This is a genomic window from Sphingorhabdus pulchriflava (assembly GCF_003367235.1).
Lineage (GTDB): Bacteria > Pseudomonadota > Alphaproteobacteria > Sphingomonadales > Sphingomonadaceae > Sphingorhabdus_B > Sphingorhabdus_B pulchriflava.
Window position 1 is genome coordinate 637,456 of record NZ_QRGP01000001.1, and the last position, 21,291, is coordinate 658,746.

Below are 21,291 nucleotides of genomic sequence, written 5' to 3' on the forward strand. Positions count from 1 at the left end.
ACGTTCTGGTGAACTATTTTGGCGATGTTCCAACGCGGGACGCGCGCAAACCCTTGAATTAACAGCGGCAAGAAAATAGCGACTTGTAAATAATTGTGCAGCGCAGCAACAAACTTGCGTTTGCGCCGCAAAAAGGCGCTTTTGCTTGCACCCTGTGCGACTAGGCGACTAGAAGGCCGCCCGCACCAATTTAGTGGAGTTAAGGATAATGGCGGCGAACTGGGCCCCCGAAAGCTGGAGGAACCATGATGGCAGGCAGATGCCGGTCTATCGGGATCAGGCTGCATTGCAGTCGACCGAGGAAACGCTGCGCAACTTTCCGCCGCTGGTGTTTGCGGGCGAAGCGCGTAGCCTGACGGCTGATCTGGCTGACGTTGCCGACGGCAAGGCATTCCTGCTGCAGGGCGGCGATTGCGCCGAAAGCTTTGCAGAATTTCATCCGAACAATATCCGCGATACTTTCCGCGTATTGCTGCAAATGGCCGTCGTGTTGACCTTTGCCAGCAAACTGCCCGTGGTGAAAGTCGGTCGTATGGCGGGGCAGTTCGCCAAGCCGCGGTCAGCCGATACCGAAACCATCGGTGGCGTTGAACTGCCGAGTTATCGCGGTGACATCATCAACGATATCGCCTTTGAAGAAGCCGCGCGTGAACCCGATCCGGCCCGCATGATCCGCGCCTATAGCCAGGCCGCGTCGACGCTGAACCTGCTCCGTGCGTTCAGCCATGGCGGCTATGCCAATCTTCAACAGGTCCATGCCTGGACCCATGATTTTATGGGACGTTCGCCCTGGGCGAAAAAGTTCAAGGATGTCGCTGACCGCATTGGCGAAGCGCTGGCGTTCATGGAAGCCTGCGGCATCACGCCAGAGACAGTCCCGCAGATCAAGGGCACCAGTTTCTATACCAGCCATGAGGCGCTGTTGCTGCCCTATGAGCAGGCGATGACGCGGCAGGATTCGCTGACCGGCCAATGGTATGACACATCTGCACATATGTTGTGGATCGGCGATCGCACGCGTTTCGAAGGATCGGCGCATGTCGAATTTCTGCGCGGTATCGGCAACCCGATCGGCATGAAATGTGGGCCGAGCCTTGAGCCAGATGCATTGCTGCGGATGCTCGATACGCTCAATCCGGGTCGCGTTCCGGGCCGGATGACATTGATTACCCGTTACGGGCACGACAAGATCGAAGCGGGCCTGCCCAAACTTGTGCGTGCAGTGAAACGCGAAGGGCATCCTGTGATCTGGTCGTGCGACCCGATGCACGGCAATGTCATCAAGGCAGCGAGCGGATATAAGACCCGCCCGTTCGAGCGGATATTGGCCGAAGTGCGCGGTTTCTTTGCCGTGCACCGTGCTGAAGGGACATTCGCTGGCGGCATCCATGCCGAAATGACCGGACAGAATGTCACCGAGTGCACGGGCGGGGCAATTGCCATCACCGATGAGGCACTGGCTGATCGTTACCACACCCATTGCGACCCGCGTCTCAATGCAGCGCAATCGCTCGAACTCGCTTTCCTGCTTGCTGAAATGCTCAATCAGGAAATGGCGGATCGGGCCAAACAGGCGGCGTGATGAGCGAGCGGCGCATCATCGTGCAGCGCGATGTCGTGAAATCGGGTATTGGTTTTGGCAGCGCGCTGGCGATTGCGGTGAGTTATACCACGCACAAGTCGATTTTGTGGGCCATCATCCACGGAGTTTTTAGTTGGTTTTACGTGGGTTATTTCTTGCTGACGCGCTAACCATGCTCTGCTAAACCAATGCCATTATGGGGTTGCGTTGGGTAGTGCCGCTTGCGGCGATAATGTTGATTTCGGCTTGCACTGGTCCGATTGAAACCCGTGTGTCAAGCAGTGGCGTGGCTTTGTCCAGTGATCGAACCATATTGAATGAGCAGCATGGGAACCATTCAGATATTCTGGTGCAGGCGCGCTCTCTAACATTGCAGCAGCTGGATAGTCGTGGCTTTTCGCTGGCACCAAATGGTGCGCATAAGCTCGATGTTACAGTTTCGGAACGACCGGCAAATCTTCTGGTCACGACCGGTACAGAGCAGGGCAAAGCCGTTCTCACGTCGCCCAAGCCCAAGAAGCCGCTGCAGAGCTGTGTCGATAGCGAATTCAATCTTGTTGTCAGGTTGACACGCGTTGCCGACGGGACCGAACTCTATCGGGGACGCGCTTCGGAGTATCATTGCAAGGCTAGCCTTGCAGATGTGTTGCCGTTCCTTGTCAATGCTGCGTTGGCTGATTTAAGTTCGCCCAAGGGCGAACATATCATCAAGCGTCGAGGTTTTGACTGACATCCGACGCCTTCGGTAAAGTCAGCCGGAATAACGCACCGCCTTGTTCCGGGTTCTCGGCTTCGATGCTGCCTCCATGGCGTAAAGCAACAGCCTTTACATATGCAAGACCGAGTCCGCTGCTTTTGATCCTGCTGCCTTCGCGTGCGCGGGCAGCAAACCGTTTAAATATGTCTGGCAACAGGTCGGGGTCTATTCCCTTGCCCTGATCGTGGATGACGACGGCAAGCGCCTTAGAACCAGCAAAATGGGCATGCTCTATCCTTGCGATAATCTTCCCTGGCGTCGGGCTATATTTTATCGCGTTGTCGAGCAGGTTGGTTATGGCCCGCGTCAGTGAATCAGGTTCGGCGATGACAAACCCGCTATTGCTGCTATCCGTGATGTCGATTTTGATCTGGCGTTCTTCCGCCAAAGGCCAAAGACTGTCGGCAACATCGCGAACCAGATCTGCCAGCAGAACATCCTGACCTTCGAACGCGCTCTCGCCCATTCGGGCGATGTCGACGAAATCTTGAGCGAGCTGGATGGTCCTGCGCGCATGGCGTTCGATCCGATGCCCCATATCCCTGTCGGGGATAGCGGGCAGCATAGATATGATTGCCGACTGGGGCGCGCGCATATCGTGCGACAACAATTGCAACGCCTGTTCCCTGTCGGTTTCGGCCTGTGCCAAAGCGCTGATATCGGCAAGATAATGGATTTCACCTTGTTTACTGTCGGCATCGTTACGGATATCTGCGCTGCGCATGACAAAGGTCGATCCACCGGGAGATCCAAACCGAACATATTCGGTGTCCGCGTCCCGGCCATGTGCTCGCGCCCATAAATAGGCTTCGACAAATGAGCGGTGCTGGGGCGCGACCAAACGGTCCAGCAACGCAGCGCGCGTTTGCCCTTTGAGATCACTCCCGAGCAGGTCTTCGATACGGTGGTTAGCGAGCGTTACAATTCCGCTATTGTCCGACACGAACATCGGGTCGGGCAGATGCTCGAGTGAATCGGAAACGAAACGCCGCAAGTCGCGGACATGATCGATAGCCGTTGCCAGCGCGGCGCTTTGCCGGCCTACCAGATCGCTCGTCCGGTCGTTGGAGAGCGGCAATGGCAAAGCTTCGCTTTCAAGCGCAAGGTCCCCCAGCTCGGAGGCCATGAAGTCGCTCATCGCTTGCAGACGACGCCAGCCCCATAAAGGATAGACCAACAACATGCCGAGGAGTGCTGCACCCGGTGGGAACCAATAACCCCCAAAAAGTGCAAGACTGCTGGCCGATAGCACAAAGCCGACCAGCGACAGCGATACGATCAGAGCGGTTCGCGGCTGCCATCTCAGGAACCCGATCATCAAGACCCACACTGGTAGCAGTGACAATATAAGTCCTGCGGACCTTCCAACTTGGGTGATGAAGTCATCGCGGCGGATCGATGCCAACACATTGGCCATGATTTCCGCCCCGGATATCAGCCCGCCATCAGCGAAAGGCCCGGGATAATTATCGCCCATACCTGCGGCGGTCGCGCCGATGATGATATCGCGGCCTTTGACCAAATCAGCGGGAATGCCGTTCATCAAGGCATCGACATAGCTTATTTCGGCAAAGCTGCGACGCGCAGAGTAGCGGACCAACAGCCGCTCGTCACAACTTCTCGACCGTTTGGCTGCAGGGGACGGATTGCCTGTGAGGCGGTAAACAAGTTCGGTTATGTGCGGCCAATTGCGTCCATCGGGTTCGGGTTTGAAGCACAATGATGTGCGCCGGACGATACCGTCCTCGTCAAATTCGACATTCACATGGCCAACACCCTCCGCCTCCTTTGATAGCATAGGGAAGGGGCTTTCGATGTCATAGTTGCGACCATCGTCGCCAGGTGTCGGAAAGTTTGCAGGCAGATAAACAGGCGTACTGCCACGCATGGCTTGTGCCAATGCGCTGTCATCCTGTTCGTTTGAAGGCTCGCTTAGCAGCAAGTCGAGCAAAATTGATCGAGGCTTTGCTTCATCAACCTTGGTCAGAAGTTCCGCATGATATTTCCTGGGCCATGGCCATTTGCCAAGAGCCTTCAAACTGCGCTCGTCGATCGTTACAATCAGGATATTCTGGTCAGCGGGTGGTCGCGATAGCGTACTTAGACGATCAAACAGCAGATTGTCGAACGATGCCGTACCTCGCCAGTTCGATGCGGCCAGAACAGCAAGTGTTCCCAAAATCGCGATAACCGCCCATTCGAGCAGCAGGCGGAATCGCAAATGTCCTAGCATGTGCCCGTCTCTGCCTCGCGCAGATTAATCAGCAGTGACGGTAAATTTTTCAAATGGTGTCCAGTTGGTGTCGGATTCACCGTCCAGAAATTGCACGGATCCAATCCGCCAATGATAGTCGCCAGGTGGCAGGTCGGACAAGCTTAACTGTTGGACCGATAGTCCCGCCTCATCGACAAAGGGCACGCTGTCGGGCGTGCCGCGAACCAGTTGGAAATGATAGCGGATTGCTCCCTTGCCAACACCAGCCCAGCGAAAGACCCACCCATCTGCGACAGGTGCAACATTGCCGCTGACGCTATTCAGGCGGCGCTTAAAGGCATAGACAGCCGGCTGTCCTTCAATCCCGGCTTGCGATAATTGTCGCACGCGCAGAAAATAATTGCCGTCTTCCAGCGCGCCGAAATCGGCACTTTCGTCTCGAGAAAGCACATCGGCAATCTGTTCGACAAAACCTGCATCCGTTGCAACGCTTAAGCGATAGGCTTTGCCGTCCCCCGGCAAAGCAAATCGAACCGCAGAGTTGTTTTGGAGCTTTCCTGCACCCACCAGTGTAACTGCAGGCAATAGAGCTTCGCTAATAGCTTCGCCCTTTGCGGTGACCGCAAGGCCGAAGCCAGCACCGACTGCGGTGCTTTTGCCGTTCGTCAAATCGACCGCCAAAGCGCCTTCATCGACTTCCGCAAAGTCATTGCCGCTGGTTTCGTCAACCCGCGTCTGGAAATCCGTACCACGAACCGCCGACACAGCTTTGGGCGTGCGCACTTGATAGCGATCGTTTTTGCTTTGTAACGGCGCAACCTTCGAACGCGCGGCACCCCGCTGAACCTGGAAATCATAATCAAGGGCGGACCCAAGATAATATTTTCGCAGCCGCACGATTTTCACGTCGCTATTCGAGGGCACGGAAACGCGGGAGCCATCATCGAGCGCCAATGTAGCAAATGCTCCGGCTTCCGTTTGCACTGCAGCGCCCTCCCGTAATTCGGCTCCGGTTCTGGCTTGGGCGCGGGCATTACCCTGCACCGAAGATACGCCGCCGCGCACGGCTATGAAACGCGCCTTGGCAGCTTCATATTTCAGCAGATGGCGGGGGAATTTTAGTATCTTGCCCACCGGAATCATTCTGGGATTACCGATGCGATTGGTTTGCTGGACGATCCGGTAGTCCGCCGGACGGAGAAGATATTTTTCACCCAATGCGATCAGGGTGTCGCCTTTGACAACATGATAGGGAATGTCGTCGCCAGCTAGGGCAGCGCTTGGGCCTAACAGTGCGACAGCAATTATAAGAAACCCCGACGTTTTCTTTGCCATCGACTTACCTTACCTCGATCGTCTCCAAGCGATAACCGTAGCCGAATACCGTGAAAATCCGAAATCCATTTTCGGGACGCAGGTCAAGTTTCGCCCGCACCCGTGAAATGTGCATGTCCAGTGTCCGAGTTGCCAGCGCGGCAGTGGTGCGCCAGATCGTTTCCATGATGTAATTACGCGATAATGTGCGGTCTCGATTGCGGAAAAACAGGTCCGCGAGTTCAAACTCTTTCGCAGTCAAACTGACAGTATCACCTTCAACGGTCACAGTTTGATCGATGCGGTTGAATTCATATTTGCCGTAAACGACCTTTGTGTCGAAGGCGCCTGCGCCGGCATTGCGCCGTAACAGCGCATTGATGCGGGCGGCAATGACGGTCCGGTCTTCGGGCTTGGTGATATAGTCATCAGCCCCGGCGTTTAATGCGTCGCTGATGTCTTTCTTCGCCGTGCGATTGGTCATCATGATGACCGGCGGGCGTTCTTGAAGTGATTCCTGCATCCAGTGAAGTGTAGCCAGACCATCCTTTTTCGGCATGGTCCAATCCATGATCACCAGATCGAATGTTTCGCGAACCAGAGCCTGTGATAAAGCGGCACCATCATTGAATGCTGCAGCGACATGGCCTTGCTCTTCTACAATAGCTTTAAGGAAATTGACGACGTCTGTTTCGTCGTCAGCAATAGCAATACGCATTCAGTGCCACCCATCTACCTTGTCTGCAGTCGTCTGTGCCGAACTTTCTGCCGGACTGTTATGGCGAGACCAAATAAAGCGGTTTTACACGTTGCGCCATAGTGACGCCGTTATTGTTACTACCTTTTACAAAGCTTGATGCTGGCATAACGACCAGAAATCGCACAAAAACCGATACAAGTCAGAATGTGCTTTGGCTGGGGTGGCAGGATTCGAACCTGCGAATGCCGGTACCAAAAACCGGTGCCTTACCACTTGGCGACACCCCAGCAGTCTCACATCGAGGTGAGAGCGAGCGGCCTTATAACGAGAGATAATCGGAAGGCAATGTGCCAAATCGCCTAAATTCCAATGGTCAGCCGACCGGGAATACCCAGCCATGGGTATCTGGCGCGACGCCACGTTGAATATCGATCAAGCGCGATTTCAGCTTCTGCGTCATTTGGCCCGGACCACCGCTGCCAATGACAAAACTGAATTCGGGAGCGCTGACTTTTCCGATAGGCGTAACCACTGCGGCAGTACCGCATGCGAAAGATTCGACGAGCCGTCCAGATCGAGCATCGTCGCGCCATTGGTCGATCGCATAAGGTTCCTCGCGCACGGTTAAGCCCTCTTCGCGTGCCAAGGCGATCAGGCAATCTCGAGTCACGCCATGCAAGATGGTGTCGGACAGGGGAGGGGTCTGGATAGTGCCATCGTCGAATACGAAAAATACATTCATGCCACCGAGTTCCTCGATCCAGCGATGTTCCTTGGCGTCGAGAAAAATCACCTGATCGTGCCCGGCCTGCATCGCTTCTGCGATCGGAACCAGGCTGGCGGCATAGTTGCCACCGCATTTCGCGGCGCCGGTACCGCCGGGCCCTGCGCGATTATAATGCTCGCTGACCCACAGTGAAACGGCTGGCGCGCCGCTTTTGAAATAGTTGCCGGTCGACGCCGCAATAACCATGAACAGATATTCGTTGGCAGGACGGACCCCCAAAAAGGCTTCGGTCGCGATCATGAACGGGCGCAGATAGAGCGAGCCGCCTTCGGCGCTAGGGAACCAATCCCGGTCGATATCAACAAGCGCGCGGCAGGACTCGATGAACAAGGCTTCTGGCAGCTCTGGCATCGCCATGCGCCGTGCTGATGCGTTGAAGCGGCGCGCATTGGCATCCGGCCTGAACATCGCCATGCTGCCATCACCCAGCCGATAGCCCTTAAGACCTTCGAATATTTCCTGCGCATAATGCAGCACGGCCGTTGCCGGATCGAGGGTCAAAGGGCCACGCGGGCCAAGTGTCGCATCATGCCAGCCTTGACCTTCGGTATAGCGGATGGTGACCATATGATCGGTGAAGGTCTTGCCAAAGCCCGGGTCTGCAATGCGCGCGACACGCTCGGCTTCAGAAACCGGATTGGGGTGCGGAATGCGCAACAATTCGGGCATGGCAGCGTCAGTCATCATCTCGTCCTGCGATCTTGAAATTTTATTTCACCAAACTTGCTGGCAAAGTAATTGTTGCGCCGTGATATGTCCTGCGCCAAGATACGTCAATATGGCTGTCCCATCTTCCTCCATTCCTGAGCGCACTTCTCCCCCCGCGTCGCCACTGTTCCTCCGGGAAGAAGAGGTTCGCCGCGGCGTTGAATTGCTCTATTTCGGCTATACACGACTGACACGGGCCATTGATGAGGGGTTGGCAAAGCAAGGGCTTGGTCGTGCGCATCACAGGGCGCTCTATTTCATCGCACGCCAGCCTGACCTTTCTGTAAGCAGTCTGCTGCGGATTTTGGGTATCACCAAACAATCTTTGGGACGGGTGTTGAATGAACTCGCGGAGCGCGGTCTTGTGGAGACACGTGTCGGCGAAGCTGACCGACGGCAAAAACTGATGCGCCTGACCGACGCTGGCGCTTTGTTTGAGGCGCAACTGTTTGATTCGTTGCGCAACAGTCTCGCCAGTGCCTATTCGGCTGCCGGGCAGGATTCGGTGACCGGCTTTTGGCGCGTGCTAGAAGGACTTATACCGGAAACCGAACGGGCGATGGTGCTCGATTTGCAGGGAATTTCGAAATGAGCGATCCACGGATCATCCGCCTCGAACAGACCATCCGCGAACGCGCGGCAAGTGGAGCGAGCGACAGCTATGTGGCGTCGCTGTTCTCCAAAGGACGTGAGAAAATCGCGCAAAAAGTGGGTGAGGAAGCCACCGAGACAGTGATTGCCGCTGTAACCGGAAATGGCGAGCAACTGACATCTGAAGCCGCTGATCTGGTTTTCCACCTGCTTGTGCTGCTAGCCGAGGCGGGGCAGAGTTTTGACGATGTCCTCGACAAGCTTGCGCAACGCGAGGGCATGTCCGGCCTTGACGAAAAGGCATCGCGGCGCGAACCCTAAAGTTCGTTTCAACCGATACCAGCTAAGAGGCTTCCATGGCAGTCGATGCAACCCAGCCTTATGACGACCAGAATATCTTCGCAAAAATCCTGCGCGGTGAAATACCCAATCGCACGGTGTTCGAAGATGAATGGGCGCTCGCCTTTCACGATATCAATCCGCAGGCGCCGATCCACATTTTGGTGATACCCAAGGGCGCCTATGTCAGCTGGGATGATTTCAGCGCCAAGGGCAGCGAGGCAGAAATTGCCGGTTTCATCCGTGCCGTCGGCCATGTCGCGCGCGAACAGGGGCTGGTTGCACCTGGCTATCGGTTGCTAGCCAATGCCGGAATCAACAGCCATCAAGAAGTTCCGCACCTTCACGTCCATCTTTTCGGTGGAAAAGCGCTCGGACCGATGCTGATGCGATGAAATTTTGTTGCGCATGTCCAATTAGGCTCTAGTTTCCCCGACAGACATAAATTTGGGGAGAATTACATGATATTCGACCGGGTCAAACCGCTGGACGCCATTTTGGCGACTGCGGAGAAAAAGTCCCTGCATCGATCACTCGGTGCGTTCCAGCTAACCATGCTGGGTATTGGTGCCATTATCGGCACCGGCATATTCGTTCTGACCGCTGAGGCTGCACAAAAAGCCGGTCCGGGCATGATGCTATCCTTTGTGATTGCCGGCTTTGTGTGCGCCGTTGCCGCGCTTTGCTATTCGGAACTGGCTTCAATGGTCCCGGTTTCGGGCTCTGCCTACACTTATACTTATGCCGTTATGGGTGAAATGCTCGCCTGGATGGTCGGTTGGGCCCTTGTGCTCGAATATGCGGTGGCTGCGGGTGCAGTATCCGTTGGCTGGTCAGGCTATTTTGTCGGCTTGCTCGATAGCGTTTTGGGCATAGAATTACCGCTGGCGCTCACCGCTGGTCCTTCAGCTGGCGGCATCGTGAACTTGCCGGCTATGATTATCGCACTGCTGGTAACAGGGTTGCTCGTGCTCGGTACAACCGAAAGTGCGCGTGTGAATGCGATACTTGTGCTGATCAAGGTCGCGGCCTTGACACTTTTCGTCATTCTTGCCGTTCCAGTCATGCAGATGGAAAATTTCGAACCCTTTGCACCGCTTGGTTTTGCCGGGATTTCGGCCGCTGCTGCGTCGATATTCTTTGCCTATGTCGGTTTCGATGCGGTTTCGACCGCGGCTGAAGAAACGCAAAATCCGCAACGGAACATGCCGATCGGCCTGATTGGCTCGCTCGCGATTTGCACCGTATTCTACATGCTCGTCGCCGCTGGCGTAATCGGTTCGGTCGGGGCGCAGCCCCTGCTGACGCCGGAAGGCATCGGCATCGCTCCGGGCAGTGGCGAAATGACGGCAGCTTGTAACGCAATCGCCAACAATACTGTGGTCTGCTCCAAAGAAGCTCTGGCGTGGACGATGCGTGAAATCGGCTGGGAAAAAGTGGGTGACCTTATCGGTCTGGCCGCTGGTCTCGCTCTGCCATCGGTCATCCTGATGATGATGTACGGCCAGACCCGCATCTTCTTTGTGATGAGCCGTGACGGACTTTTGCCGGAAAAACTGTCGACCGTGCATCCGAAGTTCAAGACACCGCACATCATCACCATCATCACCGGTGTTTTTGTCGCGATGTTTGCGGCATTCTTTCCCGTCGGCGCTTTGGCGGATATCTCGAATTCGGGCACGCTGTTCGCCTTTGCGATGGTGTCGATTGCCGTGATGGTGCTGCGTCGCACCGATCCGAACCGCGTGCGTCCGTTCCGCACGCCGGCGGTCAACATAGTTGCTCCCATCTCTATTCTGGGCTGCCTCTATCTGTTCTTCAGCCTGTCAGGATACACCCTGCTGCTGTTCGTGGGGTGGGCAGCCCTCGGCTTGCTGGTGTATTTCGCCTATAGCCGTGGTGCCAGCCATGTCGGCAAAGGCCATGTAGAGGTGCATGAGGATGATGCCGATGCGCCGCCAACTTCGGTGCCGCCAATCAACTGAACGGCACGAAACTGAAAAAGAAAAGGGAGGCTGCGACCTCCCTTTTTTTGTCCAACTACATCGGTAGATGTTTGGTCGTTCCCGGTCGCGTGAACAGCTTGCCGCGTTCGCCATATAGTATCAGCGTGAAGGCGGTGAGGCCGCATGCTAGAAATCCCAACGCGACCGGCGTGACCGCTCCGTTGAATTGCTGACCGATGATGGCGCCAATAAAGGCCGCCCAGATGGTGCGTACGAAATTCTGGAACGATGATGCAGTGCCTGCGATTGCGCCAAATGGCTGCATTGCGATCGAGGAAAAATTCGATCCGACAAAGCCGATCATCGCCATATTTGCCGTAATCAGCACAAGAAACAGCGGAAGAGACGCAGGCGCAAAAATTGCGGCGAAGGCCTGCAAGATCGCGATGAAGATGAAGGCAATAAGTGCAGTCTGCGATACCCGCCGCGCACCAAAGCGCTCGACAATGCGGGCGTTGGTGAAATTCGCACACGCTATCCCGATGGCGATGATCGCAAAGCCAATCGGGAAGAAATCGGGCGCTCCGAATGTCCGCTCGAATATTTGCTGTGACGAATTGAGATAGCCGAAGAGCGCGGCTTGGGCTGTTGCACCAGCGATCATATAGCAATTGGCAGTGCGGTCGCTGATAACCTGTTTCCACGAAGCGGTCAGCGTCTTGGCCTTGATTGGAACTACATTTTGCGGGTCCAGCGTTTCGGGCAATCGCAGAACGACCCAGACCAGAACGGCGACCGCCATGATAGCGATCAGATCGAAAATCGAGCGCCAGCCGGCAAAAATCAGCACCACCGAGCCGACCAATGGCGCCACGATGGGGACCGCCATGAACACAAGGAAGATGGTCGACATGCGCCGCGCCATCGCATCGCCTTCAAACTGGTCGCGAATGATAGAGGTAACCAGCACACCCAAACCAGCGCCAAACAGCCCTTGCGCGATGCGCATTGCAATCAGCATGTCAAAACTCGTGGCGAAGCTGCAGGCAAGCGCGCACACGATATAGCCTGCAATCGCGCCGAGCAGGATAGGACGGCGGCCGTAGCGGTCGGATAATGGCCCATGGACGAGCGAGCCTGCACCCATCCCGAGCAAATAGGCAGTGATGACAAATTGAACACGGTTTGGATCGACAAGGCCGAGACCGGCGGTCATGCGCGGGAATGCGGGCAGCATGGCATCGATAGCCAAGGCGTTCAACGCCATCACGGCTGCCATCATGACCGTCAGTTCGAGACCACCGAGCTTGGGCTGTTTTCGGGGAGAATGCATCACCGCCTTATGCGGATAGGTGGTACGCATGGCCAGCCCGTTTTCGGTCGCTTGGCAAACATTCGAATGTTAATGGCTCACATGGTTCATCGCTGGAGAGTTTTATGCGGCAATTCGTCGGGTTGAAGTGGATGGCCGTGGTCGGTTTGGCAGTCGGTGCCATAGTCCCAGCTACCGCCAGTGCAAAAACGTGCCAGGAGGTCTTGAGCGAGCCCGATTTGATCGAAGAAGGCGTTACGCCAACCAGCGAATTTGGCTCAGGATTGATTGATATTGACGGTACCAAAATCACCACGCCCGAAGCCTTGCGTGCGGCACTGGCCAACAACAGGGGCAAGGTCCCGATTGTAAAAGGCGGTGACTTCAATGGCTGGAATTTTGCGCGCATTGGCTTTCCCGTTACCAATATCTGCTTTTTCCAGAGCAAGCTGGCGCGCACTGTTTGGGATGACGGCTCTTATCCCGGCATTGGTTTTGTCGAAGCCGATCTGGCGTCGGCAAGTTTTCGTAACGCACAGCTTGAGAATGTATTGTTGCGCGAATCTTTCCTCACCGACGCAGACATGCAGGGCGCGCGTCTGGATAGCGGGCTTTTCGACGGTGGCTGGGGTGGTGGCATCTCAAACTGGAATCTAAGCGGGGCTAACCTGCGAGGTTTTCGTTTCGAATGCGGGCTGACCCTCAGCGATGGCTGCCCTCTCGACCGGTCGGGTGTTAAATTCACAAATGTCGATTTTAGCGATGCCGATCTGTCGACCTATCCATTTTGGGGGCAGGCCGATTATTCCGGAGCGATGCTTGCAAATACCAAGGTCAGTCCGCGTCATTTGACCGACATAATAGGGGCAAAGGTCAAGGGATCGGTTATTCTGAAGGGCGGAGAGTCCGAAGTCCTTCTGTCATCTGCCGAATTTGGTGAATTGCAGCGTCAGGCGTTCGTGGCAAAAACTGCTGGCGAGGGGCCGTCTTTCCCATGTGCGCGGGCAGAGTCAGATGTTGAAAGGCTGATTTGCCGCGAACAAGCCTATGGCCTGCACGGATGGGACAGGATGCTTGCGCAGATTTACGCAGACCTGAAAGCGCGTAACCCGTCAATTGCGCAGGATCAACGCAAATGGCTGGCGGGTAGAAGCGTTTGCAAAGACGAAGTGTGTCTTTCACTGCTTTACGCTGCCCGCGTGAAGGAACTGCGGCTAAAGATGGGTGAGCCCGAGCTTTTGAAGCGCGGCGAAAGTGCATTATTCATATTTGAGACTGTCGATTTCTCTGATGTCTTTCGCCGGTCCGAGTTGTTCAAACGAATAGTTCCGGTTCTGGTCGGTGCCAGCTTGGGTGAAGCCGTGGTGGAAAGGGCGGCGAACGGCAGTTATTCTATTTCTGGGGAGAGCATCGCAGCGAACGCCCATATGTGTTCGGTGTCGGGAGAAAATCTGCGTTTCGATCGCAAATCCGGCTGGTTCAGTGCGTTTGACCTGAAAGCCAAGCAACCACCCGCAGCTGTCTTTCAGGCATATCGCGATCAAATCGACTTTCCCGCAAGCGGTCACCCCACTGAGGAGGAGTTTCCCGGCAGCAGCGACTTTGCCAGTTGCGGCGCGCGGGCATCGCTGATGCAGATGCGCAGGATTGATGTGCCGATTGAGCTTATCGCAAAGAAAAAGGGGACATATAATGAAGGCTATTGATCGGCGCGGCTGATGACGGACGAAGGGCCCCCGGTTCGCAAAATCATCCATGTCGACATGGATGCCTTTTACGCATCGGTCGAACAAAGGGACAATCCTGCGCTGAAAGGCAGGCCGGTCGCCGTAGGCGGATCTTCGAAACGCGGTGTGGTGGCCGCTGCCAGCTATGAAGCCCGGAAGTTTGGCGTGAAATCTGCCATGCCCTCGGTGACGGCGCAGCGACGCTGTGCTGATCTGATATTCATCAAACCGCGCTTCGAAGTTTACCGCAGCGTGTCACGCCAGATCCGCGAGATATTTGCGCGGCACACTGACCTGATCGAGCCTTTGGCGCTCGATGAAGCCTATCTCGATGTTACCGAAGACAAGCAGCGCATTGGCTCGGCAGTCAAAATTGCCAAATCAATCCGCGCTGCGATCCGCGAGGAAACCGGACTTACGGCAAGCGCCGGCGTCAGCTACAACAAATTTATCGCCAAACTGGCGAGCGACCAGAACAAGCCCGATGGCCTATGCATCATCCTGCCCGAGCAAGGAGCCGATTTTGTTGCAACCTTGCCCGTGCGCCGCTTCCACGGCGTTGGCCCACGGACGGCAGAAAAGATGGAGCGTCTGGGCATTCGCACCGGTGCCGACTTGCGCGCGATGAGCGAGGAATGGTTGCACCGCAATTTCGGCAGCTCGGGCGGTTATCTTTTCAACGCGGCGCGCGGGATTGATAACCGACGCGTCAACCCGTTGCGCGAACGCAAGTCACTGGGTGGGGAACTGACCTATTTTGAGGATAAACGCTCCAACGAAGAACTGCGCACTGCACTGGACGAGATTGTCGACATTGTTTGGAGGCGGATTGAAATGAGTGGCACCCAGGGACGGACCATCGTTTTCAAAGCGCGCTATGCCGATTTCCGCACGATCACCCGCAGCAAGAGCCTGACGCGCAATGTACAGGATCGGGCAGAGTTTTCAGCCATTGGCCATGCACTGCTCGAACAGATACTGCCTGCCGAAATGGGGGTGCGGCTGCTGGGGTTGACTTTGAGTGGAATTGACCAATCCGGCCAAAACCTTCGGACTGACGCTGCTGCAGAACCTTTCGTCTGTGCGCAGCCGGTGCTGCCCTTCGACGACGTTGAAAAATGAAGCTTTAATACGCATAATCAGAAAAGCGTTTTAACCGGGCAATACAGGGAAGGTGTTATGGCTCGTCCGCAAACGGATATCGAAGCCGGTCGGCAGGAATTGCTCGACATTGCTGAAGAGCTCGTGCGCAAGCGCGGCGGTGTCGATCTGTCGATGACAGAGCTGGCTGCAGCTGCCGGCATGTCACCGGCAAACCTGTATCGCTTCTTTGAAAATAAAGAGGCCTTGCTGGAGGCAGCGGCAGGGCGCTGGTTCGCTCCCAAAATCGCGATCATGGAAGAGGTGATTGCTGCCGAGTTGCCGTCGCGGGAAAAAATGTACCAGTTTTTCGCGCGCCGCTTTGTGCTGATGCGGGATCAGTTTCGCGAAGATCCCGATATGTTCAAAAGCTACCTCGAACTGGGCGACCAGCATTTCGAGGTGGTGAAGGGCTATGTCGATCTGGGCGATCACTATCTGTCTGAAATTGTCGTGCAGGCGATGGACGAGGGTTATCTGCCGGATCTGTCGATCGACGATGCAGTATCACTGATCAACCAGATGGTTCAGGTGTACTGCAACCCGGAGGCGCTGCTATATCTCGATCACAAATTGTCCGAAGAGAAACTGGGTCTGATTGTCGACACAATATTCATCGGGCTGGGCCGTGATTTCGAAGAGCAACCGGGTTCGAGGGAGCCGCATATCAAGATTGTAACCTGACGGGATAATCGCTTGCGCAGGGGTGAAAGCTCTGGCAAAGGCGCGCTCCTGTTTGGCAGAGTGGGCGATTAGCTCAGCGGTAGAGCACACCCTTCACACGGGTGGGGCCACAAGTTCGAACCTTGTATCGCCCACCATTTCCTGCAATCCCAGACACATCAGTATAAGCCAAAGCGAAGCAAAAATCGCTGCTTGCCATTTTTAATCGCACGATTAAACCTTGTCTCCGGAGTGAGAGGAGGAGCGAAATCATGCAAGTGAACAATGCCGTATTTCCGCCGATGGAACAGGCAATGGCGTTTTTCGGATCGGGTGATGACGGTGCGTTCGTCATGGTCAACCTGCTCAAGTTCAAACCTAAGGCCGAATATGAAGACGGCTCGGACCCGCATCTAACCGGTGCCGAAGCCTATGCGCGATATGGCGCGGCGGTGCAGGCATGTCTCGCCGCTGTCGGTGGGCGTCAGGTTTATGCAGGGCCGGTCACCGGCCTGCTGCTGGGTGAGGTTGAGGAACTTTGGGATATGGTAGCGCTTGCCGAATATCCCTCGCTCGCCGCCATGCAGCAAATGGTGCAGTCGCCCGAATATCAGGCGATTGAAAAGCATCGCAAGGCCGGGCTGGCCGGCCAACTCAATATTCGCACCAAGCCTGTTGGTCGCTGATCCACATCGGCGCATGCAATGGACAATCCTTTCCTCGACGACGGCCCGGATCATGCGAACCGGCTGGCCGATGTTGCGGGCATCACAGCAATCCTGCAGCAGGCCGCGCGCGAGGGGCGGGCTATGAGTTATTCGGAAATGCTGATGACGCTTGGTTTCCGCTTCACCCGGCCCAAGATGCGCGCCTTGTGCAAAACGCTAGACGCCATTGATACAGAAGCCGAGCAGCACGGCGAACCTGCGCTGGCCTGCCTTGTTGTCCGCGAAGGCGATGGCTTGCCGGGGCAGGGGTGGTGGGTTTCGCGCCACGACTATGCTGGAGCATGGGAAGGCAGTGAAGCACGCACCTATCTTGCGCAGCATCAGCAAAAGGCATTCGACTATTGGAGTAACAAATGAGCTTTCGCTTGCCATGACAGACGCTGCGCCTATCAAAAATCCCATGTATGAGTTCCAGACCAAGCTGGCTGCCGTAATGGACCGCATTGTCGGCGATGGCGCCCCGATTGAAAATCTCGGCCGCCTTTCGGGCGGTGCCAATATGGAAAGCTGGTCGTTTGATAGAGCGGGCAAAGGCTATGTCCTGCGCCGTGCACCCTCCGCTGCCTTCATGGAAGGGCGTTCGTTCGGCCATGATGTCGAGGCAGAGCTGGTACGCACCGCGCATCGCGGGGGTGTGCTCGCGCCCGAGGTGGTTGGCGAACTTACCGCTGCCGACGATATGGGCACCGGCTATATCATGTACCGCGTCGAGGCGGAGGTGAATCCGGCGAAGATCCTTGCCGATCCGCCCGCATCGCTGGTCCACGATATCGCGCGCGAACTGGCGCGTATCCACGCGATCAAGCCGACCGCGGACATTCCCATTCCCTATATGGATACCGCCGCCGCGCTTGGTGAACTCAAAAAGCGTTTCCTGACCTATGGCGGTGACCGACCGGTCGTCGCGCTGGCGCTGCGCTGGTGCGAGGATAATCTGCCCCCGCCAGTCGAGCCGGTGCTGGTGCATGGCGATTTCCGCATGGGTAATGTGATGGCCGATGCAAATGGCCTTGCTGCTGTTCTCGATTGGGAATTGGCGCATTGGGGCGATGCCCATGAAGATCTGGCCTATGGCTGCATGGCGGTGTGGCGCTTCGGCCATTTCGATAAGCCCGCGTTCGGTGCCAGCGATCTTGATACCTTATTCGCCTCCTATGAGGCTTCGGGTGGCGGCAAGGTCGATCGTGCGCGGTTCCGTTTCTGGCTGGTGTATCGCACGCTCTGGTGGGCATTGGGTTGTATGCAGATGGCGGAAATCTGGCGCTTGGGCGCAGACCGCAACCTCGAACGCGCGGTCATTGGCCGTCGTACTAGCGAGAATGAAGTCGACCTGTTGCTGTTGCTGGAAGACGATGCCCCCGAAGCAGAACGTGAGCGGATTAGCCTGCCGATAGTCGCTCCCCCGCGCCGTGCAGGCGAGCCGTCTGCAGTCGAGTTGCTAGAGGCGATCCGCGAGTGGGTGGATACTGGCGTGAAGGCAAAATCAGCAGGGCGTGAAAAATTCATGGCGGCGGTGGCCATGAACGCGCTCGGCATGTTGGTCCGTGAGGCAGAAAATCCGGTTGATCCGCATGATGCAGCGCTTTCGGCCGATCTGATGGCAGGCAAGGCATCGCTCGCCACACCCGGTCTGCTGCCCAAGCTCCGCGCGACTATGCTGGCCAAACTCGCCAATGACAGCCCCAAATATGCCTCGCTTGCCGCTGCCAAGGCACGCTGGCTGAAGGGCTGAGATGCAGCACAGTGCGGGTCAGGCGATAGTTTGCGCCGTACGCCCGCATGGCGAGGTCGGAGCGATAGTGCGCTGCATGACCGAGGAGCATGGCTTGCTTGCCGGCTATGTGCAGGGGGCGCGCGGGCGAGTGCTACGGCCGGTGCTGATTCCGGGCAATGTCGTCAAAGGCGATTGGCGCGCGCGCGTCATCGGCCAATTGGCATCGCTTTCGGTGGAGCCGGTGCACAGCCGTGCGCATTTGCTGGGCGAGCCGCTGGCGGCGGCGGCAATCGAATGGGCCTGCACATTGACAGCCAGCGCGGTTCCCGAAGCTTATCCCTATCCGCGGCTGTTTTCGGCGCTCGATGGCTTGCTGGCTGCGGTTGAGCTCGCTCCCGCAGCGCGCGGCTGGGCCCCGGCGATGGCGCGTTATGAGGCTTTGTTGCTATCCGAACTCGGCTATGGCGGTGAAGACCTTGTCGCGGGCGAAGGAACAGCCGCTGCGCTCAAGGCGATGGCTTCGCAACGCGAGGCGTTACTCCTGCATGTTCTGGGAGAAAAGCGCGCCGATATAATGGCTGCGCGCGAAAGGCTGGTCGACCGGCTGAAAAGGGCGGTTGCCTAAACAGTCACGCGAAGGCTAGGGGCAGCGCAGCCTTTTGTCGGAGTCTCGCATGCTCATTGCCTTGTTGCCCGGAGACGGGATCGGTCCCGAAGTCATCGCCGAAGCGCGCCGCGTGCTGGAGGCGCTGTCGCTGCATGGGCTGGTTTTCGAAGAGGCGCTGGTGGGCGGTGCGGCTTACAAGGCGGGTGGTCACCCGCTGCCGCAAGCCACTCTCGAGCTGGCGAAGCGCGCCGATGCCATATTGTTCGGTGCCGTGGGCGATCCAGATTGCGATGTGCTCGAGCGCCATTTGCGCCCCGAACAGGCCATTCTTGGACTGCGCAAGGAACTGGAATTATTCGCCAACCTGCGCCCCGCCAAACTGTTCCCCGAACTCGCCGATGCCTCGGCACTGCGCCACGAAGTTGCCAGCCAGATCGACATGGTGATTGTCCGCGAACTGAACGGCGACGTCTATTTCGGCGAAAAGGGTATGCGCCAAACCGCCGATGGCAAGCGCGAAGGCTATGACATCATGTCGTATAATGAAGACGAGGTGCGCCGTATCGCCCGCGTGGGTTTCGAGACTGCGATGGCACGCGGCAAAAAGCTTTGCTCGGTCGACAAGGCCAATGTCCTCGAAACCAGCCAGCTGTGGCGCGACGTGGTGATTGAAACGGCGAAGGAATTCCCGGAAGTCGAATTGAGCCACATGTATGTCGACAATGCAGCGATGCAGTTGGTGCGCAATCCCGGCCAGTTCGATGTCATCGTGACCGGCAATTTGTTCGGCGACATCCTGTCGGATCAGGCGTCCATGTGCGCAGGCTCCATTGGCATGCTGCCCAGCGCTTCGCTCGATTCGAACCAGAAAGGTCTGTACGAACCCATCCATGGCAGTGCGCCCGACATTGCAGGGCAGGGCAAGGCCAATCCGCTGGCGACGATCCTTTCGGCAGCCATGATGCTGCGTTACTCGCTCGGGCAGCCCGAAGCCGCCGATCGCATCGAGGCGGCGGTAGCCGCAGCGCTCGCCGCTGGGGCACGCTCGCCGGATCTGGGTGGCAGCCTATCCACTCGCGAAATGGGAGATGCCGTCCTGGCGCAATTGCGCTAGGCTGCTGCCATGGCCGACGCCGAAACAAGGGATAGCTACCACCACGGTAATCTTGCCGAGGCGCTGATCGCTGCCGCCATCGATTGGATTGACGAGCACGGTCATGAGCGATTGTCGATGCGTGAGCTGGCGAAAAAGGTTGGCGTGTCACCTGGGGCGCCGTTCCGGCATTTCAAGAACAAGACCGCGTTGATGACCGCGATCGCGGAACAGGCGATGGCCCGTTTCCTGAAATCGGTTTTCGACGCGGTGGCGCAGGCCGATCCGGATGATCCGATCGCAGGGCTGCAGGCGATCGGCAAAGGCTATGTCGATTGGGCGCTGGACAACCCGATCCATTTCCGCATCATCAGTACGCGGACGATCATCGATTTTGCGACATCCTCCAAGTTGCAGGCGGACAATGATGCCGTCAGAGACCTGATGATCAGATTTTTTGAAGCAGGCCTGGCAAGTGGCAGGATCGCTCCCGATCAGTCGCTCGAAACCATGCTGCTCGCTAGCCGGGGCCTTGCTTATGGCTTGGCGCGCATGTGGAGCGATGGCCACTTCCCCGAATGGTATGTGAAAGGCGAACCAAGAGAGGAAATGCAGGCCGCCATTCGCATGTTCATTCGGTCGCTCGAGCGTCGTTGAGCGAAGATCGCCGCCGAAAGCGTGCGAATATCCGCAGCAAGAAGGCAAGAGCGACAAGCAAGGCAAAGGGAATGTAAAAGCCCGATTTGGCTGCTCTGCCACCATAAGCGACCATGAAGGTTATCAGCACCGCATAACCACCAAGCCAATGCAGCCAGCTCCATGCTTTGGCCCCGATCGCTTTGGCCGTTCGGTCGACTGAGGTCGCTGCCATCGCAAAGATCAGTACATAGGTGATCGACGGTCCGATAAGACTACGAGGTGTACGATCTGCCCAGAAAGTGGCAGGATCGACCTTTGCGTAAATGAAAATGAAGATGAGATGGACCAAATGGGAAAAAGCAAAGGCGACGCCCAAATAACGTCGATTTTGCTTGAGCCGCTTGGTCATCGGGTGCGGGAAAAGTTGCGCAAGTGCCGATGCCGTGAAGGCGCCCAAAAACAGTATCAAAGATGTTCGTGCGGTAAGACGCGTGGCCGCATGTACACCCTCCACACCTCCCGGGATGGCATACTGAATTAGCGATGCTGAAAGCACGAGAGTGGATAGCCAAATCGTCACGCCCCAGCGCGGTCGAGTATTAGCTTCGAGCATTTGCGAATCTCCTTGATTATGTAATCAGTGATTACATAATGTTTTCGTGTCAGGCAACGCAGGAATTTGCGCAAAGCGATTGACGGGTGCGCCTGCTGCACTGCAAAGCAGCGTCC

General features: G+C 56.6%; 22 protein-coding genes and 2 tRNA genes. 17 read left to right on the plus strand and 7 right to left on the minus strand.

Annotated features, from left to right (window positions below; translation table 11 throughout):
- The first annotated feature begins 208 nt into the window (after positions 1-208).
- The 3 genes from DXH95_RS03270 to DXH95_RS03275 all read left to right on the plus strand — a co-directional run bounded on the left by DXH95_RS03270 (position 209) and on the right by DXH95_RS03275 (position 2,312).
- Positions 209-1,582 (plus strand): class II 3-deoxy-7-phosphoheptulonate synthase, encoded by a 1,374-nt coding sequence (locus tag DXH95_RS03270; protein WP_115548013.1) that lies wholly within the window; start codon positions 209-211, stop codon positions 1,580-1,582.
- Positions 1,582-1,752: a hypothetical protein gene (locus tag DXH95_RS16065; RefSeq protein ID WP_181883553.1), complete on the plus strand. Its 171-nt coding sequence runs from the start codon at positions 1,582-1,584 to the stop codon at positions 1,750-1,752. The genes DXH95_RS03270 and DXH95_RS16065 overlap by 1 nt, the downstream gene beginning before the upstream one ends.
- 62 nt (positions 1,753-1,814) lie before the next feature.
- Positions 1,815-2,312, plus strand: coding sequence for a hypothetical protein (locus DXH95_RS03275; protein WP_147291678.1), 498 nt, complete (start codon positions 1,815-1,817; stop codon positions 2,310-2,312).
- Here DXH95_RS03275 and DXH95_RS03280 read toward each other — a convergent pair.
- From DXH95_RS03280 to DXH95_RS03300, 5 genes are all read right to left on the minus strand, one after another.
- A complete protein-coding gene (locus DXH95_RS03280; RefSeq protein ID WP_115548015.1) occupies positions 2,290-4,572 on the minus strand; it encodes a CHASE2 domain-containing protein in 2,283 nt (760 codons plus the stop codon). The genes DXH95_RS03275 and DXH95_RS03280 overlap by 23 nt on opposite strands.
- 24 nt (positions 4,573-4,596) lie before the next feature.
- Positions 4,597-5,889 (minus strand): FecR family protein, encoded by a 1,293-nt coding sequence (locus DXH95_RS03285; protein WP_115548016.1) that lies wholly within the window; start codon positions 5,887-5,889, stop codon positions 4,597-4,599.
- Positions 5,890-5,893: 4 nt separating this feature from the next.
- The gene (locus tag DXH95_RS03290; protein ID WP_115548017.1) at positions 5,894-6,586 is read right to left on the minus strand and encodes a response regulator transcription factor; all 693 of its coding nucleotides are present in this window, start codon (positions 6,584-6,586) and stop codon (positions 5,894-5,896) included.
- Between the two features lie 194 nt (positions 6,587-6,780).
- A tRNA-Gln gene (locus DXH95_RS03295) sits at positions 6,781-6,855 on the minus strand.
- Positions 6,856-6,941: 86 nt separating this feature from the next.
- Positions 6,942-8,042 (minus strand): branched-chain amino acid aminotransferase, encoded by a 1,101-nt coding sequence (locus DXH95_RS03300; RefSeq protein ID WP_115548018.1) that lies wholly within the window; start codon positions 8,040-8,042, stop codon positions 6,942-6,944.
- A 91-nt stretch (positions 8,043-8,133) separates the two neighbouring features.
- Here DXH95_RS03300 and DXH95_RS03305 point away from each other — a divergent pair, with 91 nt between their 5' ends.
- The 4 genes from DXH95_RS03305 to DXH95_RS03320 all read left to right on the plus strand — a co-directional run bounded on the left by DXH95_RS03305 (position 8,134) and on the right by DXH95_RS03320 (position 10,978).
- Positions 8,134-8,655, plus strand: coding sequence for a MarR family winged helix-turn-helix transcriptional regulator (locus DXH95_RS03305; protein ID WP_115548019.1), 522 nt, complete (start codon positions 8,134-8,136; stop codon positions 8,653-8,655).
- Positions 8,652-8,975, plus strand: coding sequence for a phosphoribosyl-ATP diphosphatase (locus DXH95_RS03310; RefSeq protein ID WP_115548020.1), 324 nt, complete (start codon positions 8,652-8,654; stop codon positions 8,973-8,975). Before DXH95_RS03305 ends, DXH95_RS03310 begins: the two co-directional genes overlap by 4 nt.
- A 35-nt stretch (positions 8,976-9,010) precedes the next feature.
- On the plus strand, positions 9,011-9,388 hold the full coding sequence (locus DXH95_RS03315; RefSeq protein ID WP_115548021.1) for a histidine triad nucleotide-binding protein: 378 nt from the start codon (positions 9,011-9,013) through the stop codon (positions 9,386-9,388).
- A gap of 66 nt (positions 9,389-9,454) precedes the next feature.
- Entirely contained in the window at positions 9,455-10,978 is a 1,524-nt protein-coding gene (locus DXH95_RS03320; RefSeq protein WP_115548022.1) for an amino acid permease, read from the plus strand.
- Between the two features lie 55 nt (positions 10,979-11,033).
- On the opposite strand, the gene DXH95_RS03325 is transcribed toward DXH95_RS03320, so the two are convergent.
- Entirely contained in the window at positions 11,034-12,302 is a 1,269-nt protein-coding gene (locus DXH95_RS03325) for a multidrug effflux MFS transporter (RefSeq protein ID WP_239016527.1), read from the minus strand.
- Positions 12,303-12,376: 74 nt separating this feature from the next.
- On the opposite strand from DXH95_RS03325, the gene DXH95_RS03330 reads away from it, so the two are divergent.
- The 10 genes from DXH95_RS03330 (at position 12,377) to DXH95_RS03375 (ending at position 20,580) form a co-directional block, all read left to right on the plus strand.
- The gene (locus tag DXH95_RS03330) at positions 12,377-13,957 is read left to right on the plus strand and encodes a pentapeptide repeat-containing protein (RefSeq protein WP_115548023.1); all 1,581 of its coding nucleotides are present in this window, start codon (positions 12,377-12,379) and stop codon (positions 13,955-13,957) included.
- A gap of 12 nt (positions 13,958-13,969) precedes the next feature.
- Positions 13,970-15,100, plus strand: a complete 1,131-nt coding sequence (gene dinB / locus DXH95_RS03335; protein ID WP_115548024.1) for a DNA polymerase IV — start codon at positions 13,970-13,972, stop codon at positions 15,098-15,100.
- Between the two features lie 57 nt (positions 15,101-15,157).
- A complete protein-coding gene (locus tag DXH95_RS03340; RefSeq protein ID WP_115548025.1) occupies positions 15,158-15,802 on the plus strand; it encodes a TetR/AcrR family transcriptional regulator in 645 nt (214 codons plus the stop codon).
- Between the two features lie 62 nt (positions 15,803-15,864).
- Positions 15,865-15,939, plus strand: a tRNA-Val gene (locus tag DXH95_RS03345).
- Positions 15,940-16,053: 114 nt separating this feature from the next.
- Positions 16,054-16,467: a DUF1330 domain-containing protein gene (locus DXH95_RS03350; RefSeq protein WP_115548026.1), complete on the plus strand. Its 414-nt coding sequence runs from the start codon at positions 16,054-16,056 to the stop codon at positions 16,465-16,467.
- Between the two features lie 18 nt (positions 16,468-16,485).
- The gene (locus DXH95_RS03355; RefSeq protein ID WP_115548027.1) at positions 16,486-16,866 is read left to right on the plus strand and encodes a ribose-phosphate pyrophosphokinase; all 381 of its coding nucleotides are present in this window, start codon (positions 16,486-16,488) and stop codon (positions 16,864-16,866) included.
- A gap of 43 nt (positions 16,867-16,909) precedes the next feature.
- Positions 16,910-18,241, plus strand: coding sequence for a phosphotransferase (locus DXH95_RS03360; RefSeq protein ID WP_115549371.1), 1,332 nt, complete (start codon positions 16,910-16,912; stop codon positions 18,239-18,241).
- Between the two features lies 1 nt (position 18,242).
- Positions 18,243-18,848: a DNA repair protein RecO gene (recO, locus tag DXH95_RS03365; protein ID WP_115548028.1), complete on the plus strand. Its 606-nt coding sequence runs from the start codon at positions 18,243-18,245 to the stop codon at positions 18,846-18,848.
- A gap of 49 nt (positions 18,849-18,897) precedes the next feature.
- Positions 18,898-19,944 (plus strand): 3-isopropylmalate dehydrogenase, encoded by a 1,047-nt coding sequence (gene leuB / locus DXH95_RS03370; protein ID WP_115548029.1) that lies wholly within the window; start codon positions 18,898-18,900, stop codon positions 19,942-19,944.
- 9 nt (positions 19,945-19,953) lie between these two features.
- A complete protein-coding gene (locus DXH95_RS03375) occupies positions 19,954-20,580 on the plus strand; it encodes a TetR/AcrR family transcriptional regulator (protein ID WP_115548030.1) in 627 nt (208 codons plus the stop codon).
- Here the strand turns inward: DXH95_RS03375 and DXH95_RS03380 are convergent.
- Positions 20,555-21,175, minus strand: a complete 621-nt coding sequence (locus tag DXH95_RS03380; protein WP_147291679.1) for a cytochrome b family protein — start codon at positions 21,173-21,175, stop codon at positions 20,555-20,557. The genes DXH95_RS03375 and DXH95_RS03380 overlap by 26 nt on opposite strands.
- Positions 21,176-21,291: the final 116 nt, after the last annotated feature.

Coding starts and splice junctions, on each gene's coding strand:
- DXH95_RS03330 (WP_115548023.1), top strand. CDS start 12,377: ATGCGGCAATTCGTCGGGTTGAAGTGGATGGCCGTGGTCGGTTTGGCA.
- DXH95_RS03320 (WP_115548022.1), top strand. CDS start 9,455: ATGATATTCGACCGGGTCAAACCGCTGGACGCCATTTTGGCGACTGCG.
- dinB (WP_115548024.1), top strand. CDS start 13,970: ATGACGGACGAAGGGCCCCCGGTTCGCAAAATCATCCATGTCGACATG.
- DXH95_RS03310 (WP_115548020.1), top strand. CDS start 8,652: ATGAGCGATCCACGGATCATCCGCCTCGAACAGACCATCCGCGAACGC.
- DXH95_RS03305 (WP_115548019.1), top strand. CDS start 8,134: ATGGCTGTCCCATCTTCCTCCATTCCTGAGCGCACTTCTCCCCCCGCG.
- DXH95_RS03340 (WP_115548025.1), top strand. CDS start 15,158: ATGGCTCGTCCGCAAACGGATATCGAAGCCGGTCGGCAGGAATTGCTC.
- DXH95_RS03290 (WP_115548017.1), bottom strand. CDS start 6,586: ATGCGTATTGCTATTGCTGACGACGAAACAGACGTCGTCAATTTCCTT.
- DXH95_RS03375 (WP_115548030.1), top strand. CDS start 19,954: ATGGCCGACGCCGAAACAAGGGATAGCTACCACCACGGTAATCTTGCC.
- DXH95_RS03380 (WP_147291679.1), bottom strand. CDS start 21,175: ATGCTCGAAGCTAATACTCGACCGCGCTGGGGCGTGACGATTTGGCTA.
- DXH95_RS03325 (WP_239016527.1), bottom strand. CDS start 12,302: ATGCGTACCACCTATCCGCATAAGGCGGTGATGCATTCTCCCCGAAAA.
- DXH95_RS03285 (WP_115548016.1), bottom strand. CDS start 5,889: ATGGCAAAGAAAACGTCGGGGTTTCTTATAATTGCTGTCGCACTGTTA.
- DXH95_RS03360 (WP_115549371.1), top strand. CDS start 16,910: ATGTATGAGTTCCAGACCAAGCTGGCTGCCGTAATGGACCGCATTGTC.
- recO (WP_115548028.1), top strand. CDS start 18,243: ATGCAGCACAGTGCGGGTCAGGCGATAGTTTGCGCCGTACGCCCGCAT.
- DXH95_RS03270 (WP_115548013.1), top strand. CDS start 209: ATGGCGGCGAACTGGGCCCCCGAAAGCTGGAGGAACCATGATGGCAGG.
- DXH95_RS16065 (WP_181883553.1), top strand. CDS start 1,582: ATGAGCGAGCGGCGCATCATCGTGCAGCGCGATGTCGTGAAATCGGGT.
- DXH95_RS03350 (WP_115548026.1), top strand. CDS start 16,054: ATGCAAGTGAACAATGCCGTATTTCCGCCGATGGAACAGGCAATGGCG.
- DXH95_RS03315 (WP_115548021.1), top strand. CDS start 9,011: ATGGCAGTCGATGCAACCCAGCCTTATGACGACCAGAATATCTTCGCA.
- DXH95_RS03280 (WP_115548015.1), bottom strand. CDS start 4,572: ATGCTAGGACATTTGCGATTCCGCCTGCTGCTCGAATGGGCGGTTATC.
- DXH95_RS03355 (WP_115548027.1), top strand. CDS start 16,486: ATGGACAATCCTTTCCTCGACGACGGCCCGGATCATGCGAACCGGCTG.
- leuB (WP_115548029.1), top strand. CDS start 18,898: ATGCTCATTGCCTTGTTGCCCGGAGACGGGATCGGTCCCGAAGTCATC.
- DXH95_RS03300 (WP_115548018.1), bottom strand. CDS start 8,042: ATGATGACTGACGCTGCCATGCCCGAATTGTTGCGCATTCCGCACCCC.
- DXH95_RS03275 (WP_147291678.1), top strand. CDS start 1,815: ATGTTGATTTCGGCTTGCACTGGTCCGATTGAAACCCGTGTGTCAAGC.